Origin of the sequence: Paenibacillus sp. FSL E2-8871, from assembly GCF_038000345.1 — a bacterium.
Classification (GTDB): Bacteria; Bacillota; Bacilli; order Paenibacillales; family Paenibacillaceae; genus Paenibacillus_AQ.
Genome location: NZ_JBBOBV010000001.1, coordinates 4,907,170 through 4,926,098 on the forward strand (window position 1 = coordinate 4,907,170; position 18,929 = coordinate 4,926,098).

Here is an 18,929-nt window from a genome sequence, read left to right on the forward strand (position 1 = left end):
GTTTTTTCACCTTAGATCGGGTAAAATTAAGATGGGATTTTTTGAAATTCGTCTATATTAGGGACAAGGCAAACACGGAAGGGGTAATTCTACCAATGAACGGAAAAAAATCAGTGCAAGAGGCGTTTAATGAAACGACTTATCGAATCGTAGGACATGGGGATCGAGATGTTCAAGTCTTGAAGGAAGCCTTTGAAGCTGTAGAGAATAGTACACCATCTGATATTTATGGATCGGGAAAGGTGATTGAGGATTTCCAGTCGGAAATGGCGAAGCTTTTGGGAAAAGAAACAGCAGTCTTCTTTCCGAGTGGAACGATGGCACAGCAAATCGCTTTAAGAATATGGTGTGATGAAAAAGGACTCAAGAGCGTCGCCTATCACCCTTTATGTCATTTAGAGATCCATGAGCAGGATGGGTTGAAGGAATTGCATCATATCGAGCCTGTCCTACTTGCGGATAAGAATCGACTAATTACCTTGGATGATGTATTACAAATGAAAGATGATATTGCTTGTCTGCTGCTTGAATTGCCGCAGCGTGAGATTGGCGGACAGTTACCAAAGTATCAGGAGCTTGAAGCGATTTCTAAACATTGCCGTGCTCGGGGAATTAAGCTGCATTTGGATGGGGCAAGACTGCTTGAGACGCTTCCCTATTATGGAAAGACAGCTGCTGAGATCTGCGCCCTCTTTGATAGTGTCTATATCTCACTGTATAAAGGAATCGGAGGAATTGCTGGCGCGATTCTTGCAGGCGGTGAGGAGTTTACGAAGCAATCGAAGATATGGAAACGGCGGCATGGTGGCGACCTAATCAGTCTGTATCCATACATTATTTCCTCTGATTATTACTACCAGCAAAGAGTAGAAAAGATGCAGCAGTATTATGAAGGGGCTAAAGAGCTTGCTGCTTTAGTTAATCAATGTCATGCGGTGACTACGTTACCTGCTGAGCCTGTCTCCAACATGTTTCATATGCATTTTCAAATGTCTAGGGAGAGCATTGAACCGATCCTGTCTTCTGCATATGAGGCAACAGGAATCGGTTTAAGCGCAGCGATAAGACCAACGGGAGAACATAGTTCTTATTGTGAGATCAGTATTGGAGACAAGTACGCCGACATTCCTAAAGAAGAGGTAAAAGGATTCTTACTGCTGCTCGATAAGCTAATGCGTGAATCATCTTCCGAGCAGCGTTCGAAGTAACGAGATCCGTAATAATTGTTTTTTAATAAGCTTTGTACGGAATTGATTTCTTAATTGATTGTAGATCGGCGGGCAATGGTTAAGGGCCCAATGATACATGAATTTAAAGTCTGTGGCGTCTTTCGCAGAATTTAATAAATAGTATGAGATCGTATCATATGCATTATGGTTAAACCATTCCGTCATTTCCTGCTCGTGATAGCCATATTTCTGAACGGCCATATTCTTAATTAACAGCTTCTCCTCCAGATTCTCAATTAAGAATCGCTGACTCAAATTAAAAGTAATGTTGTCCCCGTGTAATCTGTACACACCGGCAAGGGTATCTATGAAGCCAGCATCACCGACCAACAAAGAACGCAGATAAATAGAAGCATCGTTAACCATGTTCATATTCAGGATATCCATAGCCATTAAAGCCTCACGCTTAAAGACAGTTGTTAAGGTGGAGGAGGGCTTCGGATATCCTTTTTTCTCGAAATTCATGAAATAATCCTGCTTCTTAATAATCCTGCTTAGCTGTAGGCTACTGATCTTCAGTTGCTTGGCCTTTGAAAATTCAAGAAACACATTAGCAGCCACAAATGATATTTCGGGATGGTGATTGTGAAAGTCCACAGCCTTACTTAAATAATTCATATCAATCAGATAGTCATCATCATCGAGAAAAAGAACGTACTCCCCATCACCATGAGCAGCAAAAGCCTTACGGCGATTATTACCCGGGCCGCTATTTTTTTCGTTCCGCATATATATTACCCGTGACTCGCTTCCGAAGCTTTGATGCATTAACTCTTCCGTGCCATCTGTAGAGCAATCATCAATAACTGTGATCTCTATATAAGGATAGTCTTGCTTTAAGATGCTTTGGATCGCTTGATATAGAAATGCCTTTCTATTGTAAGTAGTGATAATGACACTAACCTTGGGATAATCGGCAAAGGAAAGGAGCGCTGAGTGTGAAGTATCCGTATGGGAGGACTGATGTTTGATTGCAACGATCCCATGGATTAACCCGTCAATTTCTTCGTTCACAATACTGAATTGCTCTGACAGATAGAACCTTAATGCATCTTCTGAAGCTCTCCCTGTGAGATAAGCACGGATCACCTCAGATAAGATTTCTAGATAGGTTTTAACTTGCGGATTTTGTTCTTTAGCTATGATCAGGCGGCATCGTTGGAATATCTCTTGATCATCCAATTGAAGTGCAGATGAATGGTTGATTTCATCATTAAGGTCATTTAGAAAGACGTAACAGGCTTGCTGCAAAACCTCGCTATGATCCATTTGGGGTCCTCCTGATGTGTTATTTGGATAAACTACTTACCTCAGGTCTAGCAATAACCTTATTTTTGAGCTTAGTTCGGTATATTTTGAGATGCCCCCACGTATACAGGAATACTTCCCGTTCCATCAAGGAGGCGATTACGAAATAGACAGGCAAGATCACAAGTCCTAGCAGTGCACCCCACAACATAATTCCCGCATAGGAATGGATGGGGATATTGATAGCGCTAGAGATCAGAATAATACCCACAAAAACCACTGCATTCGTTAGCCATCTTTTAAAGGTGACCCAAGGACTCCGATTCAGCAGATGTCTGCTAGCGTAGATCACGATATCTATGGAGCGGTATAAGAGAGCGGCTATCGTCCCCATCAATACACCGTAAATCCCCATAAAGATAACGAAGACAATAGAAGCGACTAGATTGATAGCGGATTCTAGTATGGAACGGTTCTGTGTGTTCTTAAAGTGTCCGGCGATCGTAATCACATTATTAGAAGAAGCTCTGGCATTGGTTAATAATTTGATGACTACGAACAGGATCGGCAGCCACATATCGATATAATTCACGTCATTTACCCCAGCGGTATACAGTTTCATAAAAGGTAGAATTAGAATGTAAGCTACCGTTAGAATCGAGAAAATGAGCCCCATAAAATACACTTCGTAAGCATCATAAAATTTAATAAAGGCTTCTTTACTCTCATGAAAGCTCTGACCGAGAGCAGCCTTCACGCTTCCGTTTATGGTTTGGACGATGTTATCTACAATCGTAAAAATCATGTTGTACATGACATAAATGCTGACGATCTTTAAGTTCGTAAATATAGTCAGGATTAGCACGTCAGTATTTCTAAACACTAAGTAGGAGATCTCATGGACTAAGACAGAATTTTTTTGACCAATGGCTTCATAGTCTGGTTTAAGATTTAGGTTGATCCATTTGTAATGCTTATTGATGTAAATATAGAAGACGACGATTTGAAGTATGGTCAATATGAAATAGGAAGCTTGCACAGCAATGATGTTAACGCCTTGAAGTAATAACAGAATCCGAATTACATTGTTCAGAATATTAGCTACGGTGACTATAGAAGTCTCTACATAGCTTTTTCCCTCTGCAGCGAGAAGCACTTTGAATTTCCCTTGGAAATAATAATTGATCGCTCCGCCCATCCCTGTAAGTAAAATAATGAGCATAACCGATAATCGATCGATGTCAGAAGTGATCACTAATGGATACACGGTGGCGATTAGAAGAACGGCGAAGAAATAATAAATGCCTGTTTTTTTATAATAGCTAGAGGTGGCGGCCAAAATAGAGTTGATGTGGTTCTTATCATCCGAAGCTACTGGCTTATATAGGGCTTGGATCGAAGCGGCGCCTACGCCGGCTTCCAGCAGTGCCAAATAACTAATAATTTGTACAATAGAAGCGATTAAACCATTGGCCTCTGAGCCATAGTTGACCATAATCAGCCGGGGGATAAAAAAACCGAGGATGATCGTAATGAGCTGACTCCCGAGTCCAAAAGATAAGTTAAGAATGCTCCGCTTGGCTCTCATAACGTATCCTCCTTTCGTAAAGCGATAAATACGTATCCAGATGCTCGAAATGCCTTTCGGCATGTTTGACTTGCGGCGTGACATCCATATAGTGAGTGGTCATACTTTCAAAAACCTGCGCAGGCTGGAGCTGCTCCAGTGTAGTGAAATCGGTATATAGCCCTTTGAACTGGGCATCTTCCATTACATTGATCATTTTTTTGCTGTAAGCGACGGGAAACACTGGTTTACCCAAAACCCAGCCGAGGATCATCGCATGGAATCTTGAAGCTACGATAAAGCTGGAATGGGCTAGAACGGCCAAGACCTCTTCCATATTCGTTTTATATAAATGCACTTGGGTGGCATCCTCATAGGAGTGGCCCATAAGATTCCGGATTTCCTCAATCGCCAGCTGATCGCCTTCGTGTTCACAAAATGACATAAAATGAACAGCGTAGCCTTTTTCAATGAAATAAATTGCGAGTTCTTTCATTTTTTCATAATAGAGGTTGTCAAAACCGTTCAGACCTTTAGCAGAAGGCTTAATGACGGATAAGACGATATAATCCTCTGGTTCGGTTTGAAGATCTGACGGGTTAAGCTGAAAAATAATATCGGGTGCTAAACGGACATGATCCAGATCCTCAAATAAATCATAAGAGTACTTTTCTCTAAAGCAGATATCTGTATAGTCCTTAAAAACCCGCCTGTGTTCCTCATAATATTCTTTATCTGTGTAAGGGCCGAAATTCGATCCTAATAAATAGTAGGGCTTGTTCTTATTCCGGATGGCTTCTGCGTTCTTAAAATGCTCCTCCCAATGCTCTGCCTGCATAAAAATCGAGCCGCCGATATGAACAACACCATCGGAACGATTTGCCATGAATTTTTGCGCCAGATTATGTATCTTTAACCTTCTGCAAATAAAGGCAATGCCTCTTAAGAAAATGGAATCGGAAGGATACACTTTGAGGTTCCTGATCTCTTTGAAGCATAGCTTGTATAGGCGTGGAGCACAGATTCTGAATTCGGTATCCGGATACCTTTCACATAGCACCTTTATGAATAAATCATCGCCCAAATTAAATTCGGTATAGGCATAGATCAGCATCTTCTTCATATTCTAGATTCCTTTCGCTTGAACCTGGATAAGCTTCTCTCCACAGAAATGAATCTGTGATATAGAAGCGGGGAGATTAAGAATGCTCGGATATAAAGGGCTAATCTTCGATCATTCCCTCTATAACGTCTTATGAGTTCATACATTTCTTGGTTTAGTTCCGGATAGGTATGATCGATGTCGCGAAGTAACTTATGAATGCTTACGCCTTCTGTCCCATTTAGACAGGTTTTTAGGTTGAAAAAGTAATTCTCGATCAATTCGCGATTTCTTATATAAGGAGATATCATATCCAGCTTCTCAAAGGGATGGGCCTCGAAATAAGCATCTACCCGTTTGAATACACCAACGACATCAAATTTTTTCACATTATAGCTGTTGGAAATCGACGTGTTTCTTTGTAAATAAAACGATAATATATCCGGCAATGTGATGACTGTAGCGGCTCTGGATAAGGCTTTGTAGATAAATTCCTGATCTTCTCCATTCACACAGCGTTCCGTATATTGGAGCCCATGAAGGAGCAATAATTCCCGGTTATACGCTATGCTCCCTGTCCATATTCGCAAGCTTTTGTTCACAAAAATATGAGTCAGCGCTTCACTGCCTGTTATGTGGCTATAAGCGGAGGTGTAGCTCAAAGTAGTGACTCCATCCTCTGTGACATGGCTATATCCCCAGCAAATAATCTCGGGGTCAGATGGTTGAGTATAGGTATGAATGGTTCGTACTAAGTCTGTAGAGATATAATCATCACCATCCAGAAACAGCACATATTTCCCTGTAGCTTCTGTTAAGCCTCTATTTCTAGCCGCACTAACTCCCTGATTCTCTGTTCGAATGACTTTGCAAGAAAGATCGGGGTGAAGTGCGAGAATATTTGCTATCACGTTGTAGGTGTTATCTGTAGATCCGTCGTCCACGATAATGACCTCGAAATGCGGTCCACTTTGGGTAAGGAGTGAATCAAACATAGGGGTTATATAATGTTCAATATTGTATACAGGGACCACAATGCTTAGATTCATGTGCTGGCTCCTTTCCTTGGTAGAACTGAATAAATAGCTATCTTAAGCTTACCCTTCGTATCAAAAGATTGTATATACTACTTTAGTTTACTTATTGCTACCTCTAATTCGTTGTAACATCACGTGAATAATAATTATTACAGTATGTAAAATGACAATCATATCGATTGGTATAACATATATAGAAAGTCTATAAAATCATGAACGCTCGAAGCGGAGGGACCTATGATGCAGCTGCAAAAAATATTCGTGAACGGTGAGAGATTAAAGAATACGATTGAGGCATTTGCGGATTATGGGCGTACAGATAACAACGGCGTGACCCGGTTATCGCTGACGGAAGAGGATCTTAAGGTTCGGGATTATTTTCGATCCTGTTGTGAAGAATTGGGGATGTCTGTGAAGGTGGACGATATGGGCACGATGTACGCTAGGCTTGCGGGTGTAGAGTCTGGGCCTCCTATTGTGATTGGTTCGCATATGGATACTGTGAAAAAAGGTGGCAGATTTGATGGCGTCCTTGGGGTAATCGCTGGACTAGAGGTAGTCCGCACACTCGTGGATCACGGGATAAAACCGAAGCTACCGGTGACCATTATGAATTTCACAAATGAAGAAGGGGCTCGCTTTGAGCCTTCGATGATGGCTTCTGGTGTGCTGGCCGGTAAGTTCGATAAGGCAGAAATGTTGAATAAAAAAGATCCGGAGGGCATTACCTTTGGCGAAGCGCTGGAGGAGAGCGGCTATAAGGGAGAAGCGAGCAATCGTATTACCGAAGCCACTGCTTATTTGGAGCTTCACATCGAGCAAGGTCCCGTGCTAGAACAAGAAGAACTGTCGATTGGTCTGGTGGACTGTGTAGTTGGCATGGCCTGTTATGAGATTGAGGTGGCGGGGGAATCGGATCATGCGGGCACCACGCCTATGGCAATGCGCAAGGATGCCTTGTTCGCTGCCACGGATTTGATCACGGAGCTTAGAAACAAGCTTAGTGGACTCGATTCTGAACTGGTGTATACCATGGGCAGAATGAATGTGTTTCCTAATATTCATACCGTCATTCCCAATAAAGTGATCTTCACCATTGAGGCTAGACATAAAGATATGGAGATTGTTCGTGAGGTGGAAGCTATTATTCATAGCTTGCCGGAGATGCTACTGGACTGCGGAGTAAGTAAGACCAAGCTTTGGGGTAGAGAGACTGTTTGGTTTGACCGGGGGATATGTGATTTAGTAGAGCAAGCGGCACAAGCCTTGGGTTATTCTAAACGGAAGATCGCAAGTGGCGCAGGGCATGATGCTCAGTTCGTAGCCAGCTTTCTGCCATCCGCGATGGTGTTTGTACCTAGTGTGAAGGGAAAAAGTCATTGTGAGGAGGAGTTTACCTCCTATGAAGACTGTGAAAAAGGGGTAAATGTAATCCTAGAAACGGTGTTGTTATTACTGTCAAAGTAATACGCGTCACTAAACTTAACATTCTATTATGGAAGTAGTGCTTTAATTTCATACAAAATCGTCAAAAAGACACTTTAAGCAGTGTCTTTTTTTATGAGATAATGATTAGGGTTGTGTTGGGTACCAAATGACATAAAGTTACTGGGCGGTTTAAGTCGAATCCTTTGTGTAAAAACACAATGATGATAGATAATATTTTAATTTTTTACCAAATTGGGAATACTAAACGTATGTTATCATTCTTTACATAAGGGATCTACATTAGACGGGAGAGATGAATGATGATTATCGGAGTGCCTAAAGAAATTAAAAATAATGAGAATCGTGTAGCCATAACGCCTGCGGGTGTAGTTAGCCTTATTAAAGAAGGACATCAAGTGCTGGTGGAAGCTGGGGCTGGTGTGGGAAGTGGATTTCTGAACGAAGAGTATGCTTCTGCCGGAGCGAAGCTGATTCAGGACGCAGCTACGGTCTGGAGCTCTGCCGAAATGGTGATGAAAGTGAAAGAACCGCTGGAAAGCGAGTACCCTTATTTCCGTCCAGGCCTTATTTTGTTCACGTATCTGCATCTTGCGCCTGAACCTTCTCTGGCCGCTGCGCTCAAAGACAAGGGTGTTTTTGCCATCGGGTATGAGACGGTTGTTCATGAACGTACCTTGCCGTTATTAACACCGATGAGTGAAGTGGCGGGCCGGATGTCTGTTCAGCTTGGCGCTCAGTTCTTGCAAAAAAACTATGGCGGACAAGGGATTCTTCTCTCCGGTGTTCCTGGGGTTAGTCGTGGCAAAGTTAGCATCATCGGCGGTGGAGTAGTAGGTACAAACGCTGCAAAAATGGCTATCGGTTTGGGTGCTGATGTTACAATTGTTGACCTCAGTGCAGAAAGATTGCGTCAATTAGATGATATTTTTGGGGCACAGATCAATACGCTGATCTCTAACCCTTACAATATTGCCAAAGTGGTAGCTGAGGCAGATCTGCTGGTAGGTGCGGTGTTGATTCCGGGTGCGAAAGCACCGAAGCTGGTTACAGAAGAAATGGTCAAGACCATGAAGCCGGGATCGGTGATTGTCGATGTGGCCATTGACCAAGGTGGTATCGTAGAGACGATCGACAGAGTGACAACACATGATAATCCTGTATTTATCAAGCACGGCGTGCTGCATTATTCTGTTGCTAATATGCCGGGCGCTGTGGCCAAAACTTCGACGATCGCTTTAACCAATGTCACCGTTCCATATGCCCTGCAAATTGCCAATAAAGGCGTGATCAAGGCGATTCAGGAGAATGCCGGCCTAAGAAGCGGCGTAAATGTCGCCAACGGTAAAATCACCTGCCAAGCCGTGGCTGAAGCACTTGGCGAGAAACATTTTACGGTAGAACAAGCTATGGAGCAGACGTTCACGATGAGCTAAATAGAGCTAAATAGATGCGTTCCAAATGATTTATAATATTTGAAAACCAATAGACAGCGAATTCCCGCTATGGGAGTTTGCTGTTTGTTGTTTCTGGGAGTAATAATTTCGGCTCAGTTCGGTGTTAAAGGTTGTAGGACTGCGTTATGAAGATCGTTGGATCGGGTGGATGTTTGTTGGTGTATTGTTAAAAGTAGCTAAGTTGTATTTGGTATGGTTAGGTACTGTTGATGTTGCCAGCGCGACGCTAAAGGTGGATAGACAACGTAGAAGTTGGTTTGAATTCGATCAAAACTAGCAAGTTTCAACTATGTGTAGCCTGATTTGGCTAGTTACAGCTTGATTAGTTAGTATTTGGTTTTTTGTTACGGTGAGAGATTTGTTGAAGATGATTTTTAGGGAAATCCTCCCTAAAAATTACGCGAAAATAGCTTGAAACGCTATAATTAGGGAATTTCTCCCTAAAAATACGAAGAATATGCCCAATAATAACCTGATCGGTTGAATATTAGGGAGTTTTTCCCTGATTAGTAGTAAACCAAGCCTAAAATACAGAATTTTAGGGAGGAATTCCCTAAAAACTCTAAAGGGGCTCTATGAAGTAGCGGTTTATGTACTGTCGCGCCACTCCGTCACGCCGTAACCCGTATCAACGTAGCCGGCAACTCCGTCCCATGCAAACCCGCAACCCTGTAACCAACGTAACCCGTAACTCAGCAACTCCGCCCCCACGCAACTCTATAACCTCGTAACTCCTCCACCCGGCGATCTCAAGGTCCCGTCATCTCGCCCCATCCCATTATCTTATAGTCAGCTGGGAGCACGCATACTATAATAAAATCACTCTAGAGTACAAGGTTCGGCTATTTTTTCAGGCAGGGGTGGGGCTAGTGACGGAAAAGGATCCATTGTTTGATCGTTTCTTCGATAGTATGGAATCGTTGGCGGATGCGATTAGTGAATCTCTTCAATCCCAAGTTACGATTGAGGACAGCAATCATCATGTGATCGGATACAGCTCCCATCAATTTGAGAGTGATTCCGCGAGAATTTCGACCATTATTGGAAAGCGTGTACCTAACGCTGTCATTATTGGCTTACGCAAGAAGGGGATTATGCAGCAGCTTGAGAGCGCTACACGTCCGATTCGGATTCCTGCGGTCATGGAGGTAGGTCTTGGCCCCCGACTCGCTATTTGCATCAAACATCAGAAGGAAATACTCGGGTACATATGGGTAGTGGATGCAGGCAATCTAGTTGAAGGTCACGCAGAGAATATTGTAGAGAAAGCGGCGGCCATCGTTGGTCGTTATATATTGAAGCAACGGGGTTGGAAGACGAAGCAGGAGAAAACGCAGGAGGATTTTTTCTGGAAGCTGCTCACCTCCCATTATCACAATGAAGCGAATATCAAGCAGGATGCGGAAGTTTGGTCGATTCTTTTGCCGGACAAATATTATATTAGCGTGTTTGAGAGTGACAAGGTCATCAATGACCACTTCGTACTTCGGTTTCGGCAAACTATGACCTCCTATCCGGGGCTGAAATTATTGTTTCTGACTGCTGAGCACAATCGGTTAATTATATTGTTTTCATTCAGCTTTCGCATGGAAGGGACGGGTGGTCTGTATTCGTTCATGCACAAAATTATCGAGGATATGCGTAAGAGTGAGAACTGTATGCTGGCTGCAGGCTGTAGCCTGGATTACACTGAATATATGTCGGCAGCCATTGCGTACTGGGAAGCGGGTTCCATTCTGGAAATCAAGAAGCTGCTGCCTTTTCATGGCCGAGAGTTACTATTGTATGAGGATATTGGATTTTGGGCGTATGTTCCGGCTATTATAGAGCAAAAACGTAGTCGGACCCGTAAAAGTCCTTTACTGTATCCGCTAAAAGAGCATGATCGCGAGCATAAAAGTGATTTTCTAAAAACCATTGCCGTTTATTTATCACTCAGTGGAAACTTGAAGGAATCTGCCGCTTTTTTACATATTCATACCAACACATTGCTGTACAGATTAAATCGCATAGCAGAGATTACGGGAAAAAGCTTAAAGGATACGGGATACCGCACTTCTTTATATTTGGATATTTTGACGGAAGAGACCAGGCAGCTCAATCAGTGGTTTGTTGAGTCAGGGGAATAAAATGAATTAAGCACCAACTGGGCAGCGAACACGTACAATAACCTATATTTAGAACCTATAATATTGGAGGGACTAAGCATGGTGAAGGAAGTTCGTTCACCCGATGCCCTTGACTTTGAACGGAAAATGAGAGACAGCATCGTGGAATCGGCGGAAGCTTTAAATAACAGTGGAGCGGATTTTGCAACATTTGATGAGTCGCGCTGCAACCCGCAGTTTTGGACGCGTACAGATATTGGAGGACTACAGCTGAACGCTGGTGTGGCGCCTTCGGTGGGGATTAAAGACATTTTTCAGAACGGACATTTATATGCCTTCGAATGCGCGACAGCGATGGTCATTGTTATGTACAGGGCGACAATTGAAGCTATAGGTGAAGAAGCCTTTAATAGGTATTTTAAGGATTTATTCTTATGGGATTGGAACTACGACGAGAATCTGCGCTTAGTTACGAACTATAATAAGGATCAGATGCTGCGGGGAGATATTGTGTATTTCAGGAATCCAGATCATGCGCCTAGCAAGCCAGAGTGGCAGGGTGAGAATGCTGTTAAGCTTGAAGAAGACCTGTATTATGGGCACGGCATTGGGATAACCACTGCAGAAGTCATCATAGCCTCTCTTAATGAGGAAAGATCGCCCGGAAGCAATACCTCAGCTTTTCTTACGAATGAGTCGATACATCCTGATTTTAATTATTTACAGCGACTATTTACAGGTTCTGTCTTACCCGGAGCGGAAAATAGAGGCTCTGAGTGCACTGTGTTTTCAAGAATAGGGACTAGAAGCTACATTAATAAGATCTAACGCTAAGAGGGTACCAAGAAGAGTAATCTTCCTGAAAAATCACTTCACCATCCGTTTGTCCGTCATACGTAGTTTCAGTAAAGACACCATTTAGGGTGTCTTTTTTTCGTGGATTCAACAATTCTAGTTCGTAGTCATTAAAGCTTGAGTAGCTGTATTGCACCTCTTTGTGACTCTTGCATATTACGTCATGCATAAAATTTAAATCTTTAATAATAGCAAAGGTTTAATTTTACATTGAACTGTTATAGTACTCATTGATCAATGCTTTACTAACAGGGGGGAAGGATAAGCGCATGAATACATTACGTAAGACAATTGTGATTGCATCAGCGATAACGTTGCTAGGAGGAGGGTTTAATACAGGCTTTAGTCAAAATAATTATGTCTACGCAGCAGATGATACTACGCCATCCATCCTGGTCGAAGATTTTGAAGATGGAATCAATGATGTGAAATTTAATCCTAAACGTATGTATAATGCTACGCTGCATTTGGAAGATAACAAGAAGCTTGTAAGAAATGGGCAATATTCGGCTAGAATTGATTACGATATGATCGGCATAGTAGATAACCCCTCTCAAATTGAAGTCGGGTATAAAACGGGGAATATCCCAGTTACAGGTTACCCTACTAAAGTAGGCATGTGGGTTTATGCAAACAACGAAGGACATTTGCTGACGACAAAATTTAGAGATATAGGCGGATCTTCTTTCCAGGCAGAATTTTATGATGTAAATCAAGTGGGTATCAACTGGTCCGGCTGGAAATATATCGAGGCAGATATTCCGCAGGGTAAACCGGGTCCGATTGTTCTTGAATTGTTTTTCCAATTGAAGCAATCGAATATGAGCAAGAAAAACAAGGGCTCTATTTGGGTAGATGATATTACCTTTATCTATGATGAAGTTGATGAGGATAAGGACGTTCCTGCCATTAAACCTAAAGCCCCTGTTGAAAATGAAGTCTTAAACACTCCACTTGATGAATTGAAGGTTGAGCTGACAGATAACGGATCAGGTCTGGATTTGGGTACCTTATCTGTTCAGTTAGATGGAACGGATATCACGGATGAAGTGCACTATTCTCCAGATACAAATGTATTAACTTACCCAGGAGAATATGTAGATGGCGGTTATCATGAGCTTGTGATTGAAGTGAAGGACAAGAATGGTAACCCGGCAGCAAAAAAACTCACCTTCACAATAAATGCAGGAGAGCGTTTGTTCATGACTGCAGACGAAGAAGCCATAAGTAATGAAATCTATCCTGTTCATATTAATATCAAAGATTACTTGAAAGCAGAGCAGGCAAAATTCACCTTGAATTATGATGCAAGCACCCTTCAAGTTGAAAGCATTACTCAGGCGGCTGGAGTTTCCCTAACCTCAGATATTGATAATGAGCACGGCATGGTTCAAGTAGCACTTGATAACGTAATAGCAGCAGCTCAAAATGTCGTTACTGTTAACTTCAGAGTGAGCTCTCATGCCGTCTTAGAGCGTGGTGAAGCGCACAAAACCATAACAATGAGTAATGCGAGTCTTACTGCTGGCGGCGTTCAGACGAGTACACCATTAGCTGCGCCTATTCATTATACAATCGGTTTCCCTTATCAGCTAAAAATGACGGGAGTTGGTTTGGGTACACCTTCTACCTTTACAGTGTTAGACCATGGAGGCAATCCGTATGAAGGTGCGGATATTGTTTTCACTGGATTATTAAAGCAAAGCTCAGTCGTTACAGTTAACACTGTTACGTCTAGTGTATATGAGGATGATGATACATCTTCTAATGTAATCATGGTTGCAAATGATGGTGAACGTTACTATGCTTCAACAGCAGCTAAGAATGGATTTTACGAGGTTATTCTCGCAGACGGACAAACAACAGGTTATATCCCTGAAGCTGATGTTAGTAGTCAGTTATTGAGCGGCAGCCTTGGTAAAACAGATGCCAAAGGACAGTTAATAACAGACCTCACTACATTGGCACTTGGAACCTATCAGGTACAAGCAGTCATCGGTGATCAGAACAGTAAGGTTGTCAATTATGAAGTTGTAGAGCAGTATGGTATGAATGAACCGCAATATATTCAAACCTATGTCGCAGAGGATATGTCTTCACAACTGAGTGCTGCCTGGCAAACAAAACCAGATCAAACCTCTACGTATATTCAATACATCGAAACTGGTGAATGGGGAGCAGGTGCAAGCCCAGACATCAATAATGTAAAGCAGCAGCAAGCTGAGAGTGAGCTGCAGGTGCTTAGTATGAAGGAAAATGGAACGAAGGGTGAAATCCGGTTTCATAATGTCCTGGTTAAGGGCTTGAAAGCAGATACCACTTACAAATATCGTGTAGGCTATGAAGACCAATGGTCGGAGTGGCATGAATATTCTACTGTCGATCAGGATAAATCAACACCGACCTCATTCTTGTTTATTACGGATTCCCATACGAATCAACTACCAGGGTTACAAATCTATCAAGAGCTAATGACTAACGCTTTGACACAATATCCATCAACACAGTTTATTATGCATGGTGGAGATATGGTTGATGTGGGCGGCGCATTCGAAGAATGGCAAAAGTTCTGGCTAGCATCTTCTGTTTATGCAACAAAACTCCCGACTGCACTAACACTGGGCAACCATGATGTGAAGAGTGAAGGGAAGGATGTGTTCACCAAAGGTGGGAATTTCCCGGAAAACGGACCAGAATCCCAACTGCAATATGCTTACTCCTATGAAGTCGATGATACTCATTTTGTCGTATTGAACTCAGAAGGCACAGAGGAACAGATGGTTGATCAAGCAGCATGGTTAAAGGACGATTTGGATCAGAATGATAAAAAATGGACTGTCGTTATGTTCCACCGTCCAGCTTATCATACAGAGAATGGCCGAGAATCCCTTGTTGAGTACACCCAAACCTATTTTGCACCCATATTAGAAAAGAAAAAAGTCGATTTGGTTCTGGTTGGTCATGATCATGTATATGCGCGCACCTATCCAATGATGGATGGAAAGCCAAATAAAGCTACCAATGAGGGTACTGTATACCTTGATGGTGGTGCTTCAGGCTGGAAATTCTATGATGGCACCCAATATAATTATTTGAATTATATTTTTGATGAAGACGTTCCTGTATACTCCGCTATTAAAATTACTGAGGATGCGATTCATGTGGAGGCACGTACAAGTGCGGGTACATTAATCGATGAGTTTTCTGTCAAGAAAACAACGGAAACTGAGACACCAACACCAACACCAACACCAACACCAACACCAACACCGACACCGACACCGACACCAACATCAACGCCACCAACACCGAATTCAACATCAACGCCACCAACATCTACACAAAAGCCAACAGCAACGCTAACACCACCAACATCAACACCGAAGCCAACAGCGATGCCAACACCGCCAACATCGACATCGAAGCCAACAGCGTCGAAGCCGGTATTCAACGACAAGGTAAATGTAGATGCAGTTAAAGCTATCGTGGAAAAAGAGAAGTCTGCTCCCACTATAAACTTTACGGATGTTCCGGCATCATCGTGGAGTGCCTCTGTAGTGGAGCGTGCAGCTAAGATGGGGATTGTAACGGGTTATAGTGATGGTTCTTACCATCCGAATCAAAAGGTAACTCGCGCCGAGTTCGCCACAATGCTAGCAAAAGCTTTTGGTCTACCGAATTCAAGCGGTTCATCTTTCTCTGACACGCAAGGGCATTGGGCTTCAGAATCGATTGCAGCATTACAAGCTAAAGGGGTAATTACGGGTTACAGTGATGGTTCTTTCCATCCGAATCAAGAAATTTCCCGCGCTGAGATCGTTGCAATGCTTGCTCGTCTGACAAACTATGTTCCTAACGCATCCAATCTATTTTTGGATGTAGCTACGAACTGGGCTTCAGAACAAATCAATGCTTTTGCAACTGCTGGCATAGTAACTGGTAAAGGCAACGAATTGTTCAAACCAAATGATGCTGCATCCCGTGCGGAGTCGGTTGCGATGATCATTCGTTTGTTGGATAAATTACTTGCACACTAAGTGAAATGTTTCGGGTAGTTAACCGGATTCAGCTCCACCAATAAGAAAAAGAAGGGGCTGTCCCTGAGTCATTATGACTTATGGGACAGCCCCTTTGCTGTGACTAATAGCCTAAAGCTCAACAAAGTCGTTGCGGAATTTCTCGAAATCAGATTTTCTACATTCTAGCGCAAGCCGTGTGCCTGTTTCTTCATAGCTAGTGGATTGAACATGGGCATGCTCGTTGAAATAGGAGACTACATTGCCGCGATCAAATGGAATCAGAATTTCACACTGTACATAATCCGTAAACACATGGCTGCGAATCAGATCTGTAAGTTCAGCTACCCCACTATTTTGTTTGGCAGAGAGGTAGACATTGTCACCCTCAAGGTGAGGGTAAGGCAAGTCAGTTAGGTCAGCTTTGTTGTAGGCATAAACCGTTGGAATTTGGTCCGCGCCGAGCGCTTTCAAAGTCTCATCAGTGACAGCCATATGCTGCTCATGCTGTGGATCGGAAATATCGACTACGTGAATCAATAAGTCAGCTTCGGTCACCTCTTCGAGCGTGGAGCGGAAGGCTTTGACCAGATGATGGGGAAGCTGGCTGACGAATCCGACGGTATCTGTTAATAAAAAGGTTTTGTGATCCGGTAGCTCAATGCTCCGAACGGATGTCTCCAGCGTAGCGAATAACATATCCTTGGCGAACACTTGCTTATTAGAGCCGGGATGATACGTCTCCACGATCACATTCATTAAGCTGGACTTGCCGGTATTTGTATAGCCGACGAGACAGACGACAGGAACCTCATTCTTATGCCGCTGCTTTCGCTGAATTTGGCGCCTTGCTACTTGCTGTTGAAGCTCAACTTGTAACGCTGAAATACGTTCTTCTATTCTTCTGCGATCCAGCTCCAGCTTCGTTTCACCAGCGCCTCTGTTCTTCAGCCCAGCACCACCGCCTTGTCTTCCGAGGGATTCTCGGAGACCTGTCAGGCGGGGCAGCATATACTGCAGCTTGGCTACTTCTACTTGCAGCTGTGCTTCTTTGGTCTTTGCTCGTTCTGCGAAAATATTCAAGATCAGAATCGTTCGGTCAATGACCTGACGGCCTAGAGAAGACTCCAAATTGCGAATCTGTGAAGGAGACAGCTCATCATTAAAAATAACAATAGGAGCATCATGCGCTTCTAAGAGCGCAGATACTTCTTGGATTTTGCCTGTGCCGATATAGTGGGAAGGGTTGATCCGGCTTGCCTTCTGACTAAGTTCTCCGACAACTTCTAGGTCACAGGCAGCTGCCAGATTACTGAGTTCTTCCATAGAATAATCGAAGTTTGTTTCGTTTTGTAGCTGAACACCGACTATAATAGCTTTTTCTCGTAGTTGTTCCATATATTTATTCATCCTCCAATAGTAAATAGTAAACGCAAAAAAACACAGGACATCTGCCTGTGCTTACGGTTCGTTAGAGGACGTCAGAACAAATGTGTAAGGAGAAATCTCCATTACGACATTAGGGTCTTCCATAGATATATCGAATTAAACAACGGCTGGGGCGTAGGGAAATGATAACCTAATCCCTTACGAGCAGCAGTTGGTTTAAATTATAAGAAAGTATAAGTTTCACGATATACTTTATCCTTATAATTCTCACATAAACGCTACCGTCCTTATAAGGACGCCGAAGGCGTTTTAGTTTGTTGGCTTCTATGGAGTTAAATGGGTAGACCTATCCTGAGTCCTCTGCACATGGGCAGAGCTTTAGCGCTATTCAATTAGCCGCGCAAAGTTCTAACTCGGATAAAGTCTATCACACGTAACCCTCCGTTCATAAAAAGTTAAGTCGAGTTTACCACATCCTTTATTTGGTGGCAAATCTGTATTTTATGCTCGGTGGAGCACATCTCTATTTTAATATCAATCCAAGAATTCTAAAAAATGATTGCATACCATATATATATAATTTGATATGAATAGGAGGTGTGAAGACATTGCCTGTCCTCTCTACAAACACCATCATTAATTTACCTGTCGACGGTACTCGTCCAATAGATCAAGTTGTGATCAAAGTGGTTAACAATGGATTAGCTGGCGCGGCTTGTTATTTAACGGGTTTAGCCAATAGTGCAAGTCCTCAGACAGTCTTTATTGAAGAATTATTTGAGCTGCAATATCAGGAAACGTCAAGCAAGACCTACACTATTGTAGAGGATTTATTCCAATTTAATTTTGTGTATTCACAGGAACAATTGAAGATTCAGGTTTTTCTTGTGGATGTGAACGGTGTCTGGACGGCTGTTAATCTGGAAGTGTTTCAAGTAAGCCGTATAACCTCGGAAATCCGTGATAACGTATCGGTTACATCGACTGACTTCGCGGCGATTAGCTTTATGAGGAGTTCTGCCTTTACTATTCCACAAGGTCTTGCGGCTGAGATTAGACCGGCGGCTTTAGATATTCTATCCAAAAGACCTGTGCGATATATGGTCGTCGCAGGTGGCACTCTGGATGGGACATTCGAAAATTTCCCAACGCCAACTACGGATATTCCTGTCACGGACACGGCACTGCTGGTGAATTACACCTGCACTACGGTCACGGGTGGAAAGGTGATTATGCAAGGTACAGGATCGGGAATCTCCGGTGCTTATGCGAATTTGGCTGTTAATTTGCTTAACGAGCGACTCTCTTACGAGCTTCAGAATGAGCCGGTTACTTTGGTGGTTAACTCACTTTCAGGTGATGATGATCTCGCAGTCACCTTTAAGATGTCCGAGCAATGGTGAGCGTTCTTTAATCCAGTACTAAAGATAAATTCTAGTGATTCAAAAAAGGAACATCCGCGTAGATGCGAATGT

At 42.8% G+C, this 18,929-nt stretch carries 13 protein-coding genes; 8 read left to right on the plus strand and 5 right to left on the minus strand.

Annotated elements, in window-relative coordinates; translation table 11 throughout:
• The first annotated feature begins 95 nt into the window (after positions 1–95).
• Entirely contained in the window at positions 96–1,208 is a 1,113-nt protein-coding gene (locus NYE25_RS22325; protein WP_341126974.1) for a threonine aldolase family protein, read from the plus strand.
• Here the strand turns inward: NYE25_RS22325 and NYE25_RS22330 are convergent.
• The 4 genes from NYE25_RS22330 to NYE25_RS22345 are packed head-to-tail and all read right to left on the minus strand — an operon-like array spanning position 1,182 to position 6,195.
• The gene (locus NYE25_RS22330; protein WP_076286650.1) at positions 1,182–2,498 is read right to left on the minus strand and encodes a glycosyltransferase family A protein; all 1,317 of its coding nucleotides are present in this window, start codon (positions 2,496–2,498) and stop codon (positions 1,182–1,184) included. The two genes, NYE25_RS22325 and NYE25_RS22330, sit on opposite strands and share 27 nt — an antisense overlap.
• A gap of 19 nt (positions 2,499–2,517) precedes the next feature.
• Positions 2,518–4,065, minus strand: coding sequence for a sugar isomerase (locus NYE25_RS22335; protein WP_076286649.1), 1,548 nt, complete (start codon positions 4,063–4,065; stop codon positions 2,518–2,520).
• On the minus strand, positions 4,040–5,167 hold the full coding sequence (locus NYE25_RS22340) for a polysaccharide pyruvyl transferase family protein (RefSeq protein WP_076286648.1): 1,128 nt from the start codon (positions 5,165–5,167) through the stop codon (positions 4,040–4,042). Before NYE25_RS22340 ends, NYE25_RS22335 begins: the two co-directional genes overlap by 26 nt.
• On the minus strand, positions 5,164–6,195 hold the full coding sequence (locus NYE25_RS22345) for a glycosyltransferase family 2 protein (RefSeq protein ID WP_341146848.1): 1,032 nt from the start codon (positions 6,193–6,195) through the stop codon (positions 5,164–5,166). The genes NYE25_RS22340 and NYE25_RS22345 overlap by 4 nt, the downstream gene beginning before the upstream one ends.
• 228 nt (positions 6,196–6,423) lie before the next feature.
• On the opposite strand from NYE25_RS22345, the gene NYE25_RS22350 reads away from it, so the two are divergent.
• The 6 genes from NYE25_RS22350 (at position 6,424) to NYE25_RS22375 (ending at position 16,086) form a co-directional block, all read left to right on the plus strand.
• On the plus strand, positions 6,424–7,650 hold the full coding sequence (locus NYE25_RS22350) for a Zn-dependent hydrolase (protein ID WP_341147767.1): 1,227 nt from the start codon (positions 6,424–6,426) through the stop codon (positions 7,648–7,650).
• A gap of 281 nt (positions 7,651–7,931) precedes the next feature.
• Entirely contained in the window at positions 7,932–9,065 is a 1,134-nt protein-coding gene (gene ald, locus NYE25_RS22355; protein ID WP_341147768.1) for an alanine dehydrogenase, read from the plus strand.
• 121 nt (positions 9,066–9,186) lie between these two features.
• Positions 9,187–9,363 carry a hypothetical protein gene (locus tag NYE25_RS22360; RefSeq protein ID WP_341050810.1) on the plus strand — a complete coding sequence of 59 codons (177 nt, stop codon included), beginning with the start codon at positions 9,187–9,189 and terminating at the stop codon, positions 9,361–9,363.
• A gap of 592 nt (positions 9,364–9,955) precedes the next feature.
• Complete coding sequence (locus tag NYE25_RS22365; RefSeq protein WP_341146849.1) at positions 9,956–11,215, plus strand: PucR family transcriptional regulator; 1,260 nt, start codon at positions 9,956–9,958, stop codon at positions 11,213–11,215.
• Between the two features lie 78 nt (positions 11,216–11,293).
• A complete protein-coding gene (locus tag NYE25_RS22370) occupies positions 11,294–12,022 on the plus strand; it encodes a protein-glutamine gamma-glutamyltransferase (RefSeq protein WP_341146850.1) in 729 nt (242 codons plus the stop codon).
• 296 nt (positions 12,023–12,318) lie between these two features.
• Complete coding sequence (locus NYE25_RS22375) at positions 12,319–16,086, plus strand: S-layer homology domain-containing protein (protein ID WP_341146851.1); 3,768 nt, start codon at positions 12,319–12,321, stop codon at positions 16,084–16,086.
• A 111-nt stretch (positions 16,087–16,197) separates the two neighbouring features.
• Here the strand turns inward: NYE25_RS22375 and hflX are convergent, their stop codons facing one another.
• Positions 16,198–17,463 (minus strand): GTPase HflX, encoded by a 1,266-nt coding sequence (gene hflX, locus NYE25_RS22380; RefSeq protein ID WP_076286644.1) that lies wholly within the window; start codon positions 17,461–17,463, stop codon positions 16,198–16,200.
• A gap of 590 nt (positions 17,464–18,053) precedes the next feature.
• On the opposite strand from hflX, the gene NYE25_RS22385 reads away from it, so the two are divergent.
• Positions 18,054–18,857 (plus strand): hypothetical protein, encoded by an 804-nt coding sequence (locus NYE25_RS22385; protein ID WP_341146852.1) that lies wholly within the window; start codon positions 18,054–18,056, stop codon positions 18,855–18,857.
• Positions 18,858–18,929: the final 72 nt, after the last annotated feature.

Excerpts from the sequence above, each read along its gene's own strand:
- NYE25_RS22350 (WP_341147767.1), top strand. The coding sequence starts at position 6,424 with ATGCAGCTGCAAAAAATATTCGTGAACGGTGAGAGATTAAAGAATACG.
- NYE25_RS22340 (WP_076286648.1), bottom strand. The coding sequence starts at position 5,167 with ATGAAGAAGATGCTGATCTATGCCTATACCGAATTTAATTTGGGCGAT.
- NYE25_RS22345 (WP_341146848.1), bottom strand. The coding sequence starts at position 6,195 with ATGAATCTAAGCATTGTGGTCCCTGTATACAATATTGAACATTATATA.
- NYE25_RS22375 (WP_341146851.1), top strand. The coding sequence starts at position 12,319 with ATGAATACATTACGTAAGACAATTGTGATTGCATCAGCGATAACGTTG.
- hflX (WP_076286644.1), bottom strand. The coding sequence starts at position 17,463 with ATGGAACAACTACGAGAAAAAGCTATTATAGTCGGTGTTCAGCTACAA.
- NYE25_RS22330 (WP_076286650.1), bottom strand. The coding sequence starts at position 2,498 with ATGGATCATAGCGAGGTTTTGCAGCAAGCCTGTTACGTCTTTCTAAAT.
- NYE25_RS22325 (WP_341126974.1), top strand. The coding sequence starts at position 96 with ATGAACGGAAAAAAATCAGTGCAAGAGGCGTTTAATGAAACGACTTAT.
- ald (WP_341147768.1), top strand. The coding sequence starts at position 7,932 with ATGATTATCGGAGTGCCTAAAGAAATTAAAAATAATGAGAATCGTGTA.
- NYE25_RS22370 (WP_341146850.1), top strand. The coding sequence starts at position 11,294 with ATGGTGAAGGAAGTTCGTTCACCCGATGCCCTTGACTTTGAACGGAAA.
- NYE25_RS22335 (WP_076286649.1), bottom strand. The coding sequence starts at position 4,065 with ATGAGAGCCAAGCGGAGCATTCTTAACTTATCTTTTGGACTCGGGAGT.